This window comes from Paenibacillus glycanilyticus (genome assembly GCF_023715145.1).
Taxonomy (GTDB): domain Bacteria; phylum Bacillota; class Bacilli; order Paenibacillales; family Paenibacillaceae; genus Pristimantibacillus; species Pristimantibacillus glycanilyticus_A.
This window is the reverse complement of record NZ_JAMBNP010000002.1, coordinates 541,950-558,246: the sequence shown is the minus strand read 5'-3', so window position 1 is coordinate 558,246 and position 16,297 is coordinate 541,950. Positions and strand designations below refer to the sequence as shown.

The 16,297-nt window shown below is 50.7% G+C and carries 16 protein-coding genes; 1 reads left to right on the top strand and 15 read right to left on the bottom strand.

Annotated elements, in window-relative coordinates:
* Positions 1–30 precede the first annotated feature (30 nt).
* The 12 genes from M3194_RS07760 to gpr all read right to left on the bottom strand — a co-directional run bounded on the left by M3194_RS07760 (position 31) and on the right by gpr (position 12,809).
* Entirely contained in the window at positions 31–243 is a 213-nt protein-coding gene (locus tag M3194_RS07760) for a hypothetical protein (protein ID WP_251652849.1), read from the bottom strand.
* Positions 243–413, bottom strand: coding sequence for a YfhD family protein (locus M3194_RS07755; protein ID WP_285889163.1), 171 nt, complete (start codon positions 411–413; stop codon positions 243–245). Before M3194_RS07755 ends, M3194_RS07760 begins: the two co-directional genes overlap by 1 nt.
* A gap of 97 nt (positions 414–510) precedes the next feature.
* Positions 511–1,650 carry a molecular chaperone DnaJ gene (gene dnaJ, locus M3194_RS07750; protein WP_251652848.1) on the bottom strand — a complete coding sequence of 380 codons (1,140 nt, stop codon included), beginning with the start codon at positions 1,648–1,650 and terminating at the stop codon, positions 511–513.
* 159 nt (positions 1,651–1,809) lie between these two features.
* Positions 1,810–3,654: a molecular chaperone DnaK gene (gene dnaK / locus M3194_RS07745; RefSeq protein ID WP_251652847.1), complete on the bottom strand. Its 1,845-nt coding sequence runs from the start codon at positions 3,652–3,654 to the stop codon at positions 1,810–1,812.
* Between the two features lie 100 nt (positions 3,655–3,754).
* Positions 3,755–4,291 (bottom strand): nucleotide exchange factor GrpE, encoded by a 537-nt coding sequence (grpE, locus tag M3194_RS07740; RefSeq protein WP_251652846.1) that lies wholly within the window; start codon positions 4,289–4,291, stop codon positions 3,755–3,757.
* A 437-nt stretch (positions 4,292–4,728) separates the two neighbouring features.
* The gene (gene hrcA, locus M3194_RS07735) at positions 4,729–5,754 is read right to left on the bottom strand and encodes a heat-inducible transcriptional repressor HrcA (RefSeq protein ID WP_251652845.1); all 1,026 of its coding nucleotides are present in this window, start codon (positions 5,752–5,754) and stop codon (positions 4,729–4,731) included.
* Between the two features lie 189 nt (positions 5,755–5,943).
* Positions 5,944–6,423, bottom strand: a complete 480-nt coding sequence (locus M3194_RS07730) for an N-acetyltransferase (protein ID WP_251652844.1) — start codon at positions 6,421–6,423, stop codon at positions 5,944–5,946.
* A gap of 90 nt (positions 6,424–6,513) precedes the next feature.
* The gene (hemW, locus tag M3194_RS07725; RefSeq protein ID WP_251652843.1) at positions 6,514–7,692 is read right to left on the bottom strand and encodes a radical SAM family heme chaperone HemW; all 1,179 of its coding nucleotides are present in this window, start codon (positions 7,690–7,692) and stop codon (positions 6,514–6,516) included.
* Positions 7,693–7,963: 271 nt separating this feature from the next.
* Positions 7,964–9,781: a translation elongation factor 4 gene (gene lepA, locus M3194_RS07720; protein ID WP_251652842.1), complete on the bottom strand. Its 1,818-nt coding sequence runs from the start codon at positions 9,779–9,781 to the stop codon at positions 7,964–7,966.
* A 98-nt stretch (positions 9,782–9,879) separates the two neighbouring features.
* Positions 9,880–10,308: a hypothetical protein gene (locus M3194_RS07715; protein ID WP_251652841.1), complete on the bottom strand. Its 429-nt coding sequence runs from the start codon at positions 10,306–10,308 to the stop codon at positions 9,880–9,882.
* Positions 10,309–10,370: 62 nt separating this feature from the next.
* Positions 10,371–11,627, bottom strand: coding sequence for a stage II sporulation protein P (gene spoIIP / locus M3194_RS07710; RefSeq protein WP_251652840.1), 1,257 nt, complete (start codon positions 11,625–11,627; stop codon positions 10,371–10,373).
* Between the two features lie 174 nt (positions 11,628–11,801).
* Positions 11,802–12,809 carry a GPR endopeptidase gene (gpr, locus tag M3194_RS07705; RefSeq protein WP_251652839.1) on the bottom strand — a complete coding sequence of 336 codons (1,008 nt, stop codon included), beginning with the start codon at positions 12,807–12,809 and terminating at the stop codon, positions 11,802–11,804.
* 216 nt (positions 12,810–13,025) lie between these two features.
* Between gpr and rpsT the strand changes: the two genes are divergently transcribed.
* Complete coding sequence (rpsT, locus tag M3194_RS07700; RefSeq protein WP_156281326.1) at positions 13,026–13,298, top strand: 30S ribosomal protein S20; 273 nt, start codon at positions 13,026–13,028, stop codon at positions 13,296–13,298.
* Between the two features lie 62 nt (positions 13,299–13,360).
* Here rpsT and holA read toward each other — a convergent pair whose 3' ends face one another.
* The 3 genes from holA to M3194_RS07685 form a co-directional block, all read right to left on the bottom strand.
* Entirely contained in the window at positions 13,361–14,404 is a 1,044-nt protein-coding gene (gene holA / locus M3194_RS07695; RefSeq protein WP_251652838.1) for a DNA polymerase III subunit delta, read from the bottom strand.
* Positions 14,405–14,651: 247 nt separating this feature from the next.
* Positions 14,652–15,665 (bottom strand): anti-sigma factor family protein, encoded by a 1,014-nt coding sequence (locus tag M3194_RS07690; protein ID WP_251652837.1) that lies wholly within the window; start codon positions 15,663–15,665, stop codon positions 14,652–14,654.
* Positions 15,662–16,210 carry an RNA polymerase sigma factor gene (locus tag M3194_RS07685; RefSeq protein ID WP_091188819.1) on the bottom strand — a complete coding sequence of 183 codons (549 nt, stop codon included), beginning with the start codon at positions 16,208–16,210 and terminating at the stop codon, positions 15,662–15,664. The genes M3194_RS07690 and M3194_RS07685 overlap by 4 nt, the downstream gene beginning before the upstream one ends.
* Positions 16,211–16,297: the final 87 nt, after the last annotated feature.

Genomic DNA, 16,297 nt, shown 5'->3' with positions numbered 1-16,297 from the left:
AAACAAAAGTTTGCCGCCGATCCTTTTCGGTCAGTTAACGGAACCGGTCTCCGAGCTTCCGCCGATTTGTTCGATCATATGGACCGCCCGCTCTACCACGTCTTCATCGATTGTAGCCGTGAGCAAGCCGCTTTCAAATAATCCGTTCACTTCAAAAGCGCGTAGCGCCTGAAGCTTGCGAACCGCCTCCTGAGCAGCACCGGGCTCCCCGAAATTCGCTCTGATCTCAATTTGCGAAGACATTAGAAGCCCTGCTCATTCTCAGCCCGTGCATCCGCTGCGGCTGCACGCTGGGACGCTTGCTTGTCTGCCTCGTCCGCCAGCTCCTCGGAGAACTCGACATCCTCGTTTTTCCCGACGGGCAAATCGCCAAAGTTTACTTTCTCCATGTAGCCTTTTTTCTCATTCGACATTGCTATTCCAGCTCCTTAGGTCATAATGTCAATTACTTAAGTAGCATGTAGCATAGAAAGACGAACTATTCGCTCTCGCAAAAAAAAACGTTCCGGGCTACTCGCCGCGGAACGCTTTCTTCATTTTATCGAAAATCGATTCGTGATGCTCATGGTTCTCTGCCGGGGACTCGCCGCCAATGCCGCCAAACTGGCGAAGCAGATCCTTTTGATCATCCGACAGCTTGGTTGGCGTTACGACCGTCACTTTAACGTGCTGGTCGCCTTGCCCGTAACCGCGCAGCTTCGGAACGCCTTTTCCTTTGAGGCGGAAATACGTGCCCGTCTGCGTGCCTGCAGGAATCTTCAGCTTTACCTTCTCGGTCAGGGTCGGGATCTCGATCTCATCGCCCAAAGCCGCCTGTACGAAGGTCAATGGCACTTCACAGTAAATATCATCGTTCTCGCGCTCGAAGAAGTCATGCGCCTTCACGCGGATCACGATATACAGATCGCCCGGAGGACCTCCGCGCAAGCCGCCTTCTCCTTCGCCGGAGAGACGAATTTGTGCGCCGTCATCCACGCCAGCTGGGATACGGACATTGATTTTACGCTGCTTTTTCACTTTGCCCGCGCCATGACAGGTTCCGCATTTCTCTTTGATCACTTTGCCTGTGCCGCCGCAATGCGAACACGCCCGGCGGTTGACCATACGGCCAAACGGCGTATTTTGTACAACCTCTTGTTGACCGGAGCCATGGCAGACCGAACAGGTTTCCGGTTTGGTACCCGGTTTAGCACCGGAGCCTGCACAAGTATCACAAGATTCCGTACGCGGAATCGTAATTTCCGTCTCTTTGCCAAACACGGCTTCCTTGAATTCGATCGTCATCGAATATTGCAGGTCATTGCCTCGCTGCGGTGCATTTGGATCACGGCGTCCGCCGCCACCTCCGAAGAACATATCGAAAATATCGCCAAAGCCGCCAAAATCACCATTTCCGGAGAATCCGCCAGCTCCGCCCATACCTTGATTCGGATCAACATGACCATACTGGTCGTATCTCGCGCGTTGTCCATCATCGCTCAGGACATCATAAGCTTCCTTTACTTCTTTGAACTTCGTTTCCGCGTCCGCTTCTTTGTTAACGTCAGGATGGTACTTGCGCGCCATCTGACGGTAGGCCTTCTTAATCTCGTCGCCGGAAGCGCTCTTGCCTACGCCAAGCACCTCATAATAATCGCGTTTATCTGCCAACTCATCTCACCTCCACCCATGTTTGCTGCAAATTCAGTCTAAACAGACAAGGTGAAACGGCTTCGCCGCCCTAAGGCAGCGGAGCCGTTTCATTAAAAATTCAGGAAGGCCAAAGACAGGAAGACCCTGTCTTTGACCTCTCCCATTACAAGTTAAGTCTTATTTCTTGTTTTCGTCAACTACTTCGTAGTCGGCGTCAACGACATTGTCTTTGCCGCGAGCCCCGGCATCAGCTGCTTCCGCACCTTCAGGAGCACCGCCCTGAGCCGCTTGAGCCTGCTCATAAAGTTTTACGGAAAGCTGTTGAACGATTTCGGTCAGCTCTTCCGTTGCTTTCGTAATTTGCTCGAGATCATCCGTTGCTACCGCGCTTGTTACTTTCTCTTTCGCGGCGTTAGCTTTCTCGATCTCGGAAGCGTCTACTTTATCGCCAAGATCCTTCAACGTTTTATCAACCGAGTATACGAGTTGGTCTGCGCTGTTTTTCGCTTCAACAAGCTCGCGGCGTTTGCGATCTTCCTCCGCGTTCAGTTCAGCATCCTTCATCATTTGCTCGATTTCAGCCTCGCTCAGACCGCCCGAGGAAGTGATCGTGATCTTTTGGCTTTTGCCAGTTCCTTTATCCAGCGCCGAAACGTTAACGATACCGTTCGCATCGATGTCGAAAGTAACTTCGATTTGCGGTACGCCGCGCGGAGCAAGAGGGATATCGTTCAGCGTAAAGCGGCCCAGCGTTTTGTTGCCGGCAGCCATTTGACGCTCGCCTTGCAGAACGTGGATTTCAACGCCCGGTTGGTTATCCGCGTAAGTGGAGAACACTTGGGATTTGCTAGTCGGGATCGTTGTATTGCGGTCAATCATCTTCGTGAAGACGCCGCCTGCAGTCTCGATGCCAAGGGACAGCGGAGTAACGTCAAGCAATACCACGTCTTTTACATCGCCAGTCAATACGCCGGCTTGAACCGCTGCGCCAAGGGCAACCACTTCATCCGGGTTAACGCCTTTGTGGGGCTCTTTGCCGATCAATTTCTTAACCGCTTCTTGTACGGCAGGGATACGAGTCGAACCGCCAACAAGAACGACTTTATCGATTTGGCTCACGGAGAGACCGGAATCGTTCAGGGCTTGACGCGTAGGAGCAAGGGAACGTTCAACCAGGTGTGCGGACAATTCTTCGAATTTCGCGCGAGTCAGGTTAAGCTCCAAATGCTGTGGAACGCCATCAGCCATCGTAATAAACGGCAAGGAAATCGTTGTCGACATTACGCCGGACAGATCTTTTTTCGCTTTCTCTGCAGCGTCTTTCAAACGTTGAACAGCCGCTTTATCTTTGGAAAGATCAACGCCTTGCTCTTTTTTGAATTCAGCTACGAGGTAGTCGATGATCACTTGGTCAAAGTCGTCGCCGCCCAGCTTGTTGTCGCCGCTAGTTGCTTTTACTTCGAAGAAGCCGTCGCCAAGTTCAAGGATCGAGACGTCGAAGGTACCGCCGCCAAGGTCATAAACGAGGATCGTTTGGTCTTCCGTTTTCTCAAGACCGTATGCCAGTGCCGCAGCTGTTGGCTCGTTCACGATACGAAGAACTTCAAGACCTGCGATTTTACCGGCATCTTTTGTTGCTTGGCGCTGGCTGTCGTTAAAGTAAGCAGGAACCGTGATTACGGCTTGCGTTACGGATTGGCCAAGATATGCTTCAGCGTCGGATTTCAGCTTTTGAAGGATAATAGCCGAAATTTCTTGAGCCGTATATTCTTTTCCGTCAATTACTTCTTTATGGTTTGTACCCATGTGACGTTTGATCGACATTACCGTGCGGTCAGGATTTGTGATCGCTTGGCGTTTCGCTGTTTCGCCAACGATACGCTCTCCGTCTTTTTTGAAGCCTACAACGGACGGCGTAGTGCGGTTGCCTTCCGGATTCGGGATAACGACGGCTTCGCCGCCTTCCATTACCGCAACGCAAGAGTTTGTAGTACCAAGGTCAATACCGATAACTTTACTCATCGTAAGTTTCCTCCTAAAGAAAAATGTGAAGCATTTTTCACTTCGTAAGCATTAACTTGAAAGGTGTGAATCTTATTTTAAATTCCATGTAATGGAATAATTAGCCGCTTACTTTAACCATAGCAGGCCGCAGGACGCGATCCTTCAGGATATAGCCCTTTTGTACTTCCTCTACGATGATGCCTTCTTCATGCTCATCCGATTCCACAGTCATGATCGCTTGGTGGAATTCAGGGTTGAACGGCTCGCCAACAGCTTCCATTGCTTTCAGACCTTCTTGCTGCAAAGTCTGTTCCAGCTGACGGAAAATCATGTCTACGCCTTTGGCAAGAGCATCGAAATCTTGATTCGCGGAAGCAGCGGAAACAGCACGCTCGAAGTTATCGACAACCGGAAGCAGTTGTCCGATCAGCTTCATCGATGCATATTGCGCGAGATCTTCCTTTTCCTTTTGCGTGCGACGGCGGAAGTTATCGAAGTCCGCTTGTGCGCGTAAGTATCGTTGTTGATTCTCTTCAGCCAGCTTTTCAAGCTCGTTGACGCGCGAATCTTCTTGTGCTTCAACTTCTTGCTGCTGTTCCGTTTGCTCTTCTATAACTTCATCGATTGTGTCGTTATGTTGGTCATTACTCACCATATTCACCTCCTTAAAAGAATTGCGAAGCAATTCTTACTTCGTAAGCATCTACTTAGAATTGCGAAGCAATTCTTACTTCGTAAGCATCTACTTAGAATTGCGAAGCAATTCTTACTTCGTAAGCATCTGCTTAGAATTGCTTATTTACATCAGTCTTTTCCAACTGACGGTTCAGCGCCAGTTGTCAAGCGCTCCAGCGCGAATAATAGTTCGCGCTTGCCTTTGCACTGCCCCACGGGGCGGTGCTGTGCGCGCAAAGCGCGGGAGAGCGGGGTGTTGCCTGAAGAGCGCAGCGCTCGCCTTTGAAAACGGGAATATTCCGCGAGGAATCCTAATCCACATTCCCGTTTTCAACAGCGACGGAAGGCAACATACCGCTCGTACGCGCCAAGCCCGCCCCACAGCACCATCCCCTCACAGAGCAACAGCAACCCAAACTATTTATAAAAGCGCCCCATCATCAAAGCCAAATCCTTCGATATCACATCAAGCAGCGTAATGACTTTCCCATATTCCATGCGGGTTGGTCCAAGAATCCCGATTGTTCCGAGCGATTTTCCGTCTAACTGGTACGTAGCCGTAATCAAGCTGCAATTCGCAATTGCTTCATGGTCATTTTCTGTTCCAATCCGCACTTGTATACCCGATGGTGCGGCGGAAATCATTTTCATCACAGCAGGCGTTTCATCCAGCAGATCCAATATCGTCTTCACTTTATCAACGTCTTTGAATTCCGGCTGCGTGAGCATGTTGGTTGTTCCGCTCAGGAAGATCCGCTGCTCCGAATCGCTGGACAGCGCGCTGTCCAGAATACCAAGCACCTCTTCACAATGATCAACGTAACGCTCCAGCTCCTGGCCAACCTCTGCATACAGCTTCGACTTCAGACGTACCAGCGGAATGCCGATCAGCTTCGCATTCAGGATATTTACGATCTTCTCCATCTCATCCATGTTGATGCCCGGAGGAATCGTGATGGTCCGGTTCTCCACATGGCCGGTATTCGTTACAATAATCGCAACAGCCGTCTTCTCGTCCAAAGGCACCAGGTTAAAATGCTTCAGCGAATTGCTGAACATCTCCGGCCCGAGCAGAATGGACGTATAATTGGTCAAATTGGACAATATCATTGCGGCATGCTGGATAACCTGCTCCATCTGAATCATCTTCTCGGAGAAGAAGGAATGGGCCTGCTTCAGATCTGCTTCATTAATTTCGTTAAGCTTTACGAGATGATCTACATAATAGCGATAACCTTTAGTTGATGGAATGCGCCCCGCCGATGTATGAGGCTGCTCGAGGAAACCAAGCTCCTCCAAGTCGGCCATTTCATTACGGATCGTTGCAGGACTGAAAGCGACATCGCCGCGCTTCGATATGCTCCTGGAACCAACAGGCTCAGCCGAACGGATATAATCGTCTACAATTGCGTTCAGTATCATTCTCTGCCGTTCAGTCAACATTCGCATCCCTCCAAAAGTTTATCGGATCTTCTCGTTAGCACTCATTAGACCCGAGTGCTAATCATTAATACAAAAATACCAAACCAGCTTAAGCATTGTCAAGTCGGTTCGGTATTTTCAGGTCTTTATCCCACCGATAAAAATCAAAAAAAAGGCCAGGCAGCCCGCCCGGCAGCCGCCTAGCCTTTATCAGCCTAACATTTTCAATACGGCGATCTCGTCGCATGCGTTTTGCTTCGGACAGTTTATGCAGTCTTTCCATACTTTCTCGGGGAAGATCTCTTTTTCCACCACCGTAAAACCGTTGCGCAAAAAGAAATTAACCGCGTACGTGAGCGCCATAATCTTTGGAATTTGCTGTTCCCTTGCCTGCTCGACCAGAAAATCTACCAATTTATTTCCAATCTTCAGGCCTCTATATTCCTGGTTCATGCCGAGGGAACGAATCTCCACGAGATCCTGTCCAAGCCTCAGCAAGGAGCCGCAGCCAACGACCTTATCCCCGATCTCCGCTACGACAAACGTATCAATCTGGCGCAATAACGTTTCCCGGGTGCGGGGCAGCATGATTCCCTGTTCTGCATAGCCTTTAATGAGTTCATACAAAGTTTCCACATCTTCCGGTGCCGCTTTTCTGCAAACTACCGTTAACTGTTCTGTCGCCTCCACGCTGCAATCGCCTCCACCCGGTGCAAATAAGTTCTATTGAATAAATATACAGCATGTCGTATGTTTTCTCAAGAACTAATTTTCCGAATTTTAGCCAGCCGCTTCTTCCTCTAAACCGATAAACGAACCAAAAACATCATTGCCAAAAAGAACGCCTTTATCGGTTAATTTGTAGACGGTGTCTCCATCTTCCTCAACCATTTCTAGCAGCCCGTCTTTCCGAAGCTTCTCCAGGATTGGACCGAATTTATCCTCCAGCTTGCGCCCCTCGAATTGGGCCGCATAATCGGAAGCGCGGACACCCTTCAGCAAGCGTAGTCCTACCATCATAAAGTCTTCCATGGCTTCGTATTCAGGAACAACGTTCTGCTCCAGACGCGGCAGCTTCGTCTTCGTATAATCAATAAAAGGCTGAACGCCTTTCACGTTCACATGACGCAGACCGCGCGCATAGCCGTGAGCGCCGGCACCAAGGCCGTAATAGGGCTCATTGCGCCAGTACGTCGAGTTATGTCTGCTTTCAAAGCCCGGCTTGGCAAAGTTACTGATCTCATAATGAGCATATCCTGCCTGCTTCAGCCGGTCCATCAGCAGCGTATACATATTAAATTCTTCATCCTCGGGAGGCAAAGGCAGCTCGTCGCGCTGATACAGCTTGTGGAAAAGCGTATTCTCCTCAACCTTTAAGCTATAAAGCGAATAGTGAGGCAAATCAAGTGCCAGCGCCTTGTTCACGCTGTCCTCGAGCAGCTCCACCGTCTGCTTCGGCAGTCCAAACATCAGATCGATCGACAGATTCGTAAAGCCCGCAGCTCGGGCATTCTCGAGACTTTTGTATACATCGTCGACATTATGAATACGTCCGATACGCTCCAGCAAGCCATTGTCAAACGACTGTACGCCAAAGCTGATCCGGTTCACGCCGCCGGCAAACATCGCGGCCAGCTTCTCCGGATCGGTTGTGCCGGGATTGGCTTCCATCGTAAATTCCACATCATCCGCAAGCGGAAAATATTTCTTCACCGACGCAAGGAACCGCTCCATTTGAGGCGGCGTCAATACCGTTGGCGTGCCTCCGCCTACGAATACCGTATCGATTCTCTCCGGCGGCAGCTGAGCCACGGTTAAGGCCATCTCTCTTTCGAGCGCGTCGAGATACTCGTCAACGGGCTGTCCTTTTAATACATACGAAGTGAAATCGCAATAATGACACTTATTCGTACAAAACGGGATATGAATATAAAGCGCTCTAGGCGCGTAATTAATCATTTCATCACTTCCTTCTTTCTTACTCCCCTAATAAAAAATCGACAGGACCAAGGAGAGCAAGCTCCTTAGTCCTGTCTTTCGTTGACCGTAAGTTTCGGCGATGGGGTAAAGGGTATCTCGTGGAGGAGCGAAGCGCCCGCATTTGCTGCATTTTTTCAACTGAATCAAATTGTTCAAGGAAAAAAATCCGCAACAGCGGCCGTAACGATATACCCTGTCCCCTTCCGCCCTACTTACGACTACGCGACAGTGACTAAGGAGCAGCTCGCCCTTAGTCCTCGTCGATTTTCAGCACCGCCATGAAGGCCTCTTGAGGAACCTCTACGCTGCCGACCTGCTTCATCCGCTTCTTGCCTTCCTTCTGCTTGTCGAGGAGCTTCCGTTTACGGCTGATGTCGCCCCCGTAACATTTGGCAAGGACGTTTTTGCGCATCGCTTTTACCGTTTCGCGAGCAATTACTTTCGTGCCGATCGAAGCCTGTACGGGCACCTCGAACATTTGGCGCGGAATAAGCTCTTTCATCTTCTGACAGATAATCCGGCCGCGGTGGTAGGCACGGTCGCGGTGAACGATAACGGACAAGGCGTCAACCTGCTCGCTGTTCAGCATGATATCCATCTTCACAAGGTTCGATCTGCGGTAGCCGGACAGTTCATAATCAAACGACGCGTAACCTTTGGTGCTCGATTTCAGCTGATCGAAGAAGTCATAGACAATCTCGGACAGCGGAATTTCGTACGTCAGCGTAACGCGGTTCGTATCGAGGTACTCCATGTTTACGAACTCGCCGCGCTTGCCTTGGCAAAGCTCCATAATTGCCCCTACAAAATCATTAGGCACGATAATGGACGCTTTTACATAAGGCTCTTCCACGTAATCAAGCTTGCCTGCTTCCGGATAGTTGGACGGGTTATCAATATCGATGACATCGCCATTCGTCAGCGTTACACGGTAAATTACGCTTGGCGCCGTCGTAATGAGCGGAATATTGAACTCGCGCTCGATCCGTTCCTGGATGATCTCCATGTGCAGGAGACCAAGGAAGCCGCAACGGAAGCCAAAGCCCAGCGCCGTGGATGTCTCCGGCTCATATCGCAGGGATGCGTCGTTAAGCTCCAGCTTCTCCAGGGCTTCGCGCAGATCGTTGTAATCCTGCGTTTCAATCGGATACAGACCGCAGAACACCATCGGGTTGATTTTCCGGTAACCAGGCAAAGCTTCCGGAGCTGGACGTTTCGCTTCCGTAACGGTATCGCCGACACGCGTATCTTTTACGTTCTTGATACCTGCAACAACAAACCCAACGTCACCGACGGCAAGCTCGTCCACGATTCCCATCCGCGGCTTGAACGCGCCAACCTCGATAACCTCGAATTCCGCGCCCGTTGCCATAAAGCGGATTTTTTTACCGGCCTGAATGCTTCCGTCAATAACGCGCACGTAAACGATAACCCCTTTGTACGGGTCATAATGCGAGTCGAAAATAAGCGCTTTAAGCGGATCTTCCGGATTGCCTGTCGGAGCCGGCACCTTCTGTACCACCTGCTCCAGAATTTCCTTGATGCCGATGCCTGCTTTTGCCGAAGCCAAAACGGCGTCGCTCGCATCAAGACCGATAACATCTTCGATCTCTTGCTTAACGCGTTCCGGCTCCGCGCTAGGCAGATCGATTTTATTAATAACCGGGAGAATCTCCAGGTTGTTGTCGAGTGCCAGGTAAACGTTCGCAAGCGTCTGCGCTTCAATACCCTGTGCAGCGTCTACGACCAGCAGTGCGCCTTCGCACGCCGCCATACTGCGGGATACCTCGTACGTGAAATCGACATGTCCCGGCGTATCAATCAGGTTAAGCAAATACTCTTCGCCGTCATCGGCTTTGTATGTAAGCCGTACAGCCTGCAGTTTAATGGTGATGCCGCGCTCCCGCTCCAGATCCATCTGGTCGAGCACCTGATCCTGCATTTCGCGCGACGATAACGCTCCTGTAAATTCAAGAATACGGTCAGCGAGCGTCGACTTCCCGTGGTCAATATGTGCAATAATCGAGAAATTCCTAATTTTCTTTTGCCGGTCACGAACGTCTGTCATGCCTAACCCCCACACAATCCAATATAGCTAATCATTCTTTCCATTATATCAGCTATATGGTATACCAGCAATGCAGTAACATCAAGATGCGCTGGCGCCTATCCCGTTACCGAATTGAACAAGGAAGCAATAAAACGGATTCCGCCGCTCGAGACAGACTGCAGGAGGCCCGCTGTTCCATCCGCCACCTTATTGACCGCAGGTTCGCCGGAGTCAGACGATATGCCCGGCAGCCTCTCATGGCGTGCGGATTCCTCCGCGATCTTCCTCACTTCCTTGAGCTCCTTCTCAAGCTCCGCGATCTTCCGTTCCGCGCTGCTGGACAGTCCGGAGCCTTCCAGCTCCGACGAATCGCTCTCTGACGAGGTCAGACTGTATTTATTCTCGTTGGACATGATCGCGGAAGAGCCTTCGCCGTCGATCGGGCCATAGATTCGCTCAATACCTGCCGAGGACATCTCCACTCCATACAAAATAATAAAGACAAGCACGCCTCCAAGCAGTACCCACTTCAATGCGCCCTTCATCTCTCCCCAGCTCCTTCCGTCAGGCAAGGCTGCCGCGGCAGCCTTGCCTGTCATGTTCGATTTTATTTTGAAGCAGACACTCTTTCCGCATCCCAGTAAATATCCGCAATAATTTTGGCCAGTACGTCCGCTGTCCGGTAACTCTCCGTCAATGTGTTGTCAACGCCGCCGATTTCGATCAACACGCTGTCTTGCGCTAGCGACTGGTTGTATTCACCATTGCCCGTTGCGGTCGTCTTGCCCAAAATCCCTCTTGAAAGACCGGGATATTGCTTCTCCAGCGCGTCGTGAATTTGAGTCGCGAACTCGGCGTTCTTTTTCCAATCCGGATTTTTATGGCCGATAATGAAATACACCTGAGCATAGCTTTTACCGTTAATATCCACAGTTGTATATTTGCGTTTCTGGGAGTCGCGATGTATGTCGAAGAAAAATTTCAGTTTCTTGTTGCTTGCGATTGCTTCCTGTACCGTTTTCTTCGAGTACTTGTAAGAGTAGTTCCAATCGTATCCCGGCACCGTTGTCGGGTAATCCTCATCGGAATGCGTTGTGCCAACGCCAAGATCCTCAAGCTTCTCGGCCAGCCGTTCTCCAACGAGCGTAATATTCTTAGATGCCGAATTGGCATCTCCTTTCTTATCCGAAACTTCCGGATACCAGGACTCCCGGCTGTGGGAGTGATAGATGAAAACCACCTTGTCTTTTCCGGTAGTGTGCCCGGCGCCGGAATCATCCGGCGCTGGAGTAGGATCCGGCTTCTCCGTTGGAGTTGGAGTTGACGCCGGCGGTTCGGGAGTGTCAGACGGTTGATTATCTCCTTCCGTCACGCCCGGTCCATGATCATCGCCATTGCTAGAGCCCGCATCCCCAGGGATCGGAATATTATCTTCCGGCCACACATTCGGATCCGTCCCCACACCTCCGGCGATCAGGAAGGATGAGTCTGCGTTCATGCCCGGAATTTCGCCTGCAATCAAGCTTCTCGGATCACTTGGATTCACGTTGGTCATTAACCGGAGAATGAAACTGCTGATCTGGGTTCCGGATAATTCCTCGCCAGATTTGCTGCTATGAAATTGCGGCATTTCCATTTCTAGCATATCCCCAAAAAACCCGCTTGAAACAGAAGCCGCAAAACCCGTCATGGAAGAAACCGGCGCGGAGAGCGAATGCTGATGCGCCATACCGGCAATGCCTATCGCAACAAAAAACAGCATGGAGCTGATCGACAACACCATAAAGGTTTTCCCCGTTACGAGCAGCTGGCGCAGGCGTTTGCTCCCGCGCGTCAGATCAAACAACATAATGGTTCTTTTCATTTCGAGTTCTACCTCCCGCTTCTTCGTTGCTCATCTGCTATTAATCTATGAGACAAGAAGCTTTAATAGAACCGGATTTGAATTAATAGATTTGGAGGGAATTTGCTAGATTAAGAGAGTAGGATACAAAAAAAGTCCTTGAGGCTGTCATGCCCCAAGGACTTTGAAAAGAGCTTAATGCGTATATGCCGCGACGTTATCGGAGTTAACGGCATCGTGGAGAGCAGCATTCAAGCCGCTGGCGATGATATTGGCGATGTCTTCGATAAACTCGTCAATTTCCTTTGGCGTCACAAGCAGATCATGGCCAACCGGGGTCAGGGCTTCCTTTACGAGCTGGAGGCGCTCCGTCTCGCCCATCTGGTTCATCAGACCAAAAATCTGATCGTTGTTGCCGTTATTGGCCGCCATATGGTTTCTCATCAGCTCAATCGTATGGTTAACGATGGTGGATGCATAGACAACGGTTGGCACGCCAATCGCAATTACGGGAATTCCGAGTATCTCCTTCGTGAGCCCTTTGCGCTTATTGCCGATGCCAGAGCCGGGGTGGATGCCGATGTCGGCAATCTGAATCGTTGTATTGACCCGGTCAAGCGATTTGGAAGCCAAGGCGTCAATCGCAATAATAACATCAGGATGGGTTTTCTCCGCGATGCCCTGCACGATCTCGCTTGACTCGATCCCGGTAATGCCCAGCACGCCCGGAGCAACCGCGCTCACCGCCCGATAACCGGGGGCAACCTGATCCGGCATCAACTCGAAGAAGTGGCGCGTCACCATAACATTCTCGACCACGAGTGGCCCCAGCGCATCCGGCGTAACGTTCCAGTTGCCCAGTCCAACAATAAGTACTTTAGCCGTCTTGCCTACGCCAATCCGCTCGAGGAACGATTCGAAATGCTTCGCAAATTGGGTGGCTACTCGGTCCTGCAGCTCCGTATCCTGATTGCGGAGGGCCGGAACTTCTATGGTGACGTAACGTCCGGGAACCTTGCCTATCGCATTCGAGCCTTGCTCGTTCTGCACATGAAGATGAGTAATCGTTATGCCGTTGTCCTCGGATGTCTCCGATTGAATGCCTGGTATCGGGCCGCCCCCGCCAAGCTGCTCCGCCATTTCCTTGGCTTCAAGCGCAAGATCGGTGCGGATGTTATATTGCTGCATATCAAGTTCGGTCATGTATTCCATTCTCCCTTCAAAGCCATGCCATTCTCTCCAGCTTATTGTTTGCAAGGGAGACAATTTCATACTTTGGCCGACATGCGCAAAAATGGCAGGACAGGCTCGCTATTGCTTTTCGGAACAGCACATGGTAATATATTTTAAGTTGTGTTACCTAGACTTATAGCGTAAGCTTTTTGTTTGCTGCGCAATCTTTGTAGGAGGTGAAACTCGATGCCAAACATTAAATCCGCAATCAAACGCGTTAAAACGAGCGAAAAACGCCGCGCTTTGAACGCTTCCCAAAAATCCGCGCTTCGTACGGCTGTTAAATCTGCTGACCAAGCTATCGCTGGCACTGATGTAGATGCAGCTAAAGCTGCTCTGATCGCTGCGACGAAAAAATTGGACAAAGCGGTTACTAAAGGCCTGATTCATAAAAATGCGGCTTCCCGCAAAAAATCTCGTCTTGCTAAAAAGCTGAACGCCCTTTCGGCTCAAGCTTAATAACCGCAAACAAATGAACGGCTTCGCATATGCGAAGCCGTTTTTGATTTATCTCGAATGTCTCATTTGCCGCTTTGACCCCGCTGCACGCCCAGAGACAGAAGGAATAATTCCAGGCCAAGCGTCTTGTCTATGGCACCTGTTTTCATCTTATAATCCAAATCCGCTATATCATTAAGAAGAGCACCAAGCCGGGCAACCTTAAACTTCTGGCTCTTCTCGGCAGCAAGCTTCACCGCGTACGGATGCAGGCCAATTTGTCCGGCCATCTGCTGAGGCGAATACCGATGCTGCTCCAGCTCCTTGATCTGAAGCATAATCCGCAGCTGGCGGGCAATCAACGCGGCAATTTTGATAGGCTCTTCGCGCCTGATCAGCAATGCGCGGTATAGCTTGAGCGAACGGTCAACCTGCAGGCTTGCGATCGCATCGACCAGCGCGAACACATCCTCCTCCACGGTCGAGGCCGTCAGCAGCTCCGTCTCTTCAACTCCAATGACGCCGCCCGCTCCGGCATGCAGGCAAAGCTTGTCCACTTCGAGCGCCAGCTGCTGCATATTCGCTCCGGTCCTCACAAGCAGCAGATCGGCAGCATCGGCCGTCATTGTTCGCTTCTGCTCCTCTGCCCGTTTGACCACCCAACGCCTCAGCTCTGCCGCATCAAGCTCCTGAAAGGCAATAAGCGCATCACGGTCCTTCAGCATCTTCACCAGCTTGCGGCGCTCGTCCAGCTTCTCCGCATGGATAATAAAGAGCATGACGGTTGTCTCCGACGGAATATCCAGATAATGCTGCAGCCGGTCCGTCTTATGGTCCAGCTTGCCGCCTTCCTTCCCTCCGGCAGCAAACACAACCGAGTCGCGGACGATTACAAGCTTTCGCTCAACAAAAAACGGCAGCGTCTCCGCTTCCAATGCCGCCTCCTCAATCAAGGTCTCGGAGGTATCAAATTTAACAACTCCCAGCTCACGCTCGTCCGGCGTGAACATCGCATCGGTCAGCGTATCCGTAAACTGTCCGATGCGATAGCGGTCCTTGCCGTATAACACGTAGGCGGGACGAAATTTCCCCGCTTTAATTTCCTTTAATGCCTCTTTCGCTTCCATGCTGTCCCCTCACCGTCTCTCACCGCAATCGTTTTCGAGCTTCCGCTGAACGGCAACAAAGGGATGGGCTTCTTAGGCCTCATCCCTTTGTCCCTGAACATCTATATAAACATCTGCAGGCAGGTCCATGGTACCGCCCTGTAGATGGTCATACTTTTGATCAAGGCTCACGCTGACTTTCATTTGTATATCTTACGCAAGTGAATGATAAAGTGTGCGAATATCAGCGGTAAAAATGTCTCGACTATTAATGAGCCGCCTTCGACTCCGTTAATGTCGCCATGTCAATGACATAACGTTCCATCCCGCCGGATTCCAGCTGAATTTCGTAAGTCAGCTGTTTGCTGTCATCCGACCAAAGCAGAGTTGAGATTTTGCCGTTTCTCCGCTTAGAGGTGTATACATCGGAATTATCGCCAGCGTTATAAACATGAATAACGTAGCCCGCGGCTTTGGCTATATAGCTGCCGTCGGAGGATACGGCTTGGAGCGGCGCAGGCACAAGCCCCTCATTCGGATCGCTGAAGCTTTCACCGCCGCCTTGGTTAGGCCCGGCAATGGACGGAGCCTCGCCCGGGACAGAGCCGGAATTATCTCCGGAAGCAGGACCATCGCTGCCTCCGGCGGAATTGCCGGATTCCATTCCGGAAATGCCTAAATCCTCCTCCGTAGTGACATGGTCATCATTGCCAGCGGAACGCATTGTTTCGTTAGATCCGTCCTGCTCAATGGATTCCGTCCCTACTTCCGCTTTATTTCCGTCGTTGGAAAATTGCTTGGCTGCAGCAAATGTATCTGACTGTACATCAGCCGCAGCTACGGAATTTGACTTATTGTCGTCTCCGAAGCTGTTCGAGGACGGGAATAACCCGGCATTATACGAGACCAGGAATAACCCTGCCGCCACACTGGCCGCAATAATGCCGGTAATCGCCCGGAAGCGCAGCTGATGCCGTTCTTTGGCGCGTCGAGCCTGCTGCGGCGCAGGTGCCGCCGCCGGCGACATTTCCACACTGGCTGCCTCCGGCTGCCGGAATGGCACCACTTGTTCAAGCTGAGGTAAAATGGCGTCTACCAGACTGTACTTTGGCATGACATGAGGTAAATTCCCAAGCTCCTCGGACAGCTTTTTCAGCCGCTCAAACATTGCTGCACAGTCCGGACAATGTCTCGTATGCTTCATCAAGATCTCATATTCATGCTCACCCAGATCATCGTCTAGCTGCCGATTCATGTATTCGATCACCTCTTGACAAGTCATCCCCGGACACCACCTTTCTGATAATCATGTAGTAAAGTTTGAAGCTGCTGCCTAGCTCGGAATAGGTAGGATTTGACCGTATTTAACGGCAGATCAAGCGAATCGGCGATTTCGTTATACGAGAAATCCTGCAGATACCTCAGTACAACTACTGCCCGGTGATGCTCCGGCAGTTTGTCTATCGCATTACGGATGTCCTGTACGGCATAAGCCGACAAGACCTCGTCTTCGACATTTTGTTTCTCCCGGAAGACCATCTCATGCTCGTCTATCGATACGGTTGGCTTGCTTCTTCTAAACTTATCTATACAAATATTTGTTACAATTCGTTGAATCCACGTTTTGAACTGGGCCTTCTCTTCGTAGGAGCCGATTTTTGTGTAAATGCGGATTAACGCTTCTTGCGCCGCATCCATCGCATCCTGTTCATTATTTAATATATAATAGGCTGTCCGGTAAACATGGGTTTCAATCTCTCGCAACAGAGTAATTAAAGCATCCCGATCTCCTGACTGAGCGGCTCTAATTAGGCCAGGCTCTACCACGAAGGATCCCCCTCTCTTGCAACCTCTCTGACGAGTCGGTTGCATAAAATGTTGCATACCTAAATGAAAATACTCTAATTTTTTAAT

Excerpts from the sequence above, each read along its gene's own strand:
- M3194_RS07755 (WP_285889163.1), bottom strand. The coding sequence starts at position 413 with ATGTCGAATGAGAAAAAAGGCTACATGGAGAAAGTAAACTTTGGCGAT.
- lepA (WP_251652842.1), bottom strand. The coding sequence starts at position 9,781 with ATGACAGACGTTCGTGACCGGCAAAAGAAAATTAGGAATTTCTCGATT.
- M3194_RS07715 (WP_251652841.1), bottom strand. The coding sequence starts at position 10,308 with ATGAAGGGCGCATTGAAGTGGGTACTGCTTGGAGGCGTGCTTGTCTTT.
- hrcA (WP_251652845.1), bottom strand. The coding sequence starts at position 5,754 with ATGTTGACTGAACGGCAGAGAATGATACTGAACGCAATTGTAGACGAT.
- spoIIP (WP_251652840.1), bottom strand. The coding sequence starts at position 11,627 with ATGAAAAGAACCATTATGTTGTTTGATCTGACGCGCGGGAGCAAACGC.
- rpsT (WP_156281326.1), top strand. The coding sequence starts at position 13,026 with ATGCCAAACATTAAATCCGCAATCAAACGCGTTAAAACGAGCGAAAAA.
- holA (WP_251652838.1), bottom strand. The coding sequence starts at position 14,404 with ATGGAAGCGAAAGAGGCATTAAAGGAAATTAAAGCGGGGAAATTTCGT.
- hemW (WP_251652843.1), bottom strand. The coding sequence starts at position 7,692 with ATGATTAATTACGCGCCTAGAGCGCTTTATATTCATATCCCGTTTTGT.
- gpr (WP_251652839.1), bottom strand. The coding sequence starts at position 12,809 with ATGACCGAACTTGATATGCAGCAATATAACATCCGCACCGATCTTGCG.
- grpE (WP_251652846.1), bottom strand. The coding sequence starts at position 4,291 with ATGGTGAGTAATGACCAACATAACGACACAATCGATGAAGTTATAGAA.
- M3194_RS07690 (WP_251652837.1), bottom strand. The coding sequence starts at position 15,665 with ATGACTTGTCAAGAGGTGATCGAATACATGAATCGGCAGCTAGACGAT.
- M3194_RS07760 (WP_251652849.1), bottom strand. The coding sequence starts at position 243 with ATGTCTTCGCAAATTGAGATCAGAGCGAATTTCGGGGAGCCCGGTGCT.
- dnaK (WP_251652847.1), bottom strand. The coding sequence starts at position 3,654 with ATGAGTAAAGTTATCGGTATTGACCTTGGTACTACAAACTCTTGCGTT.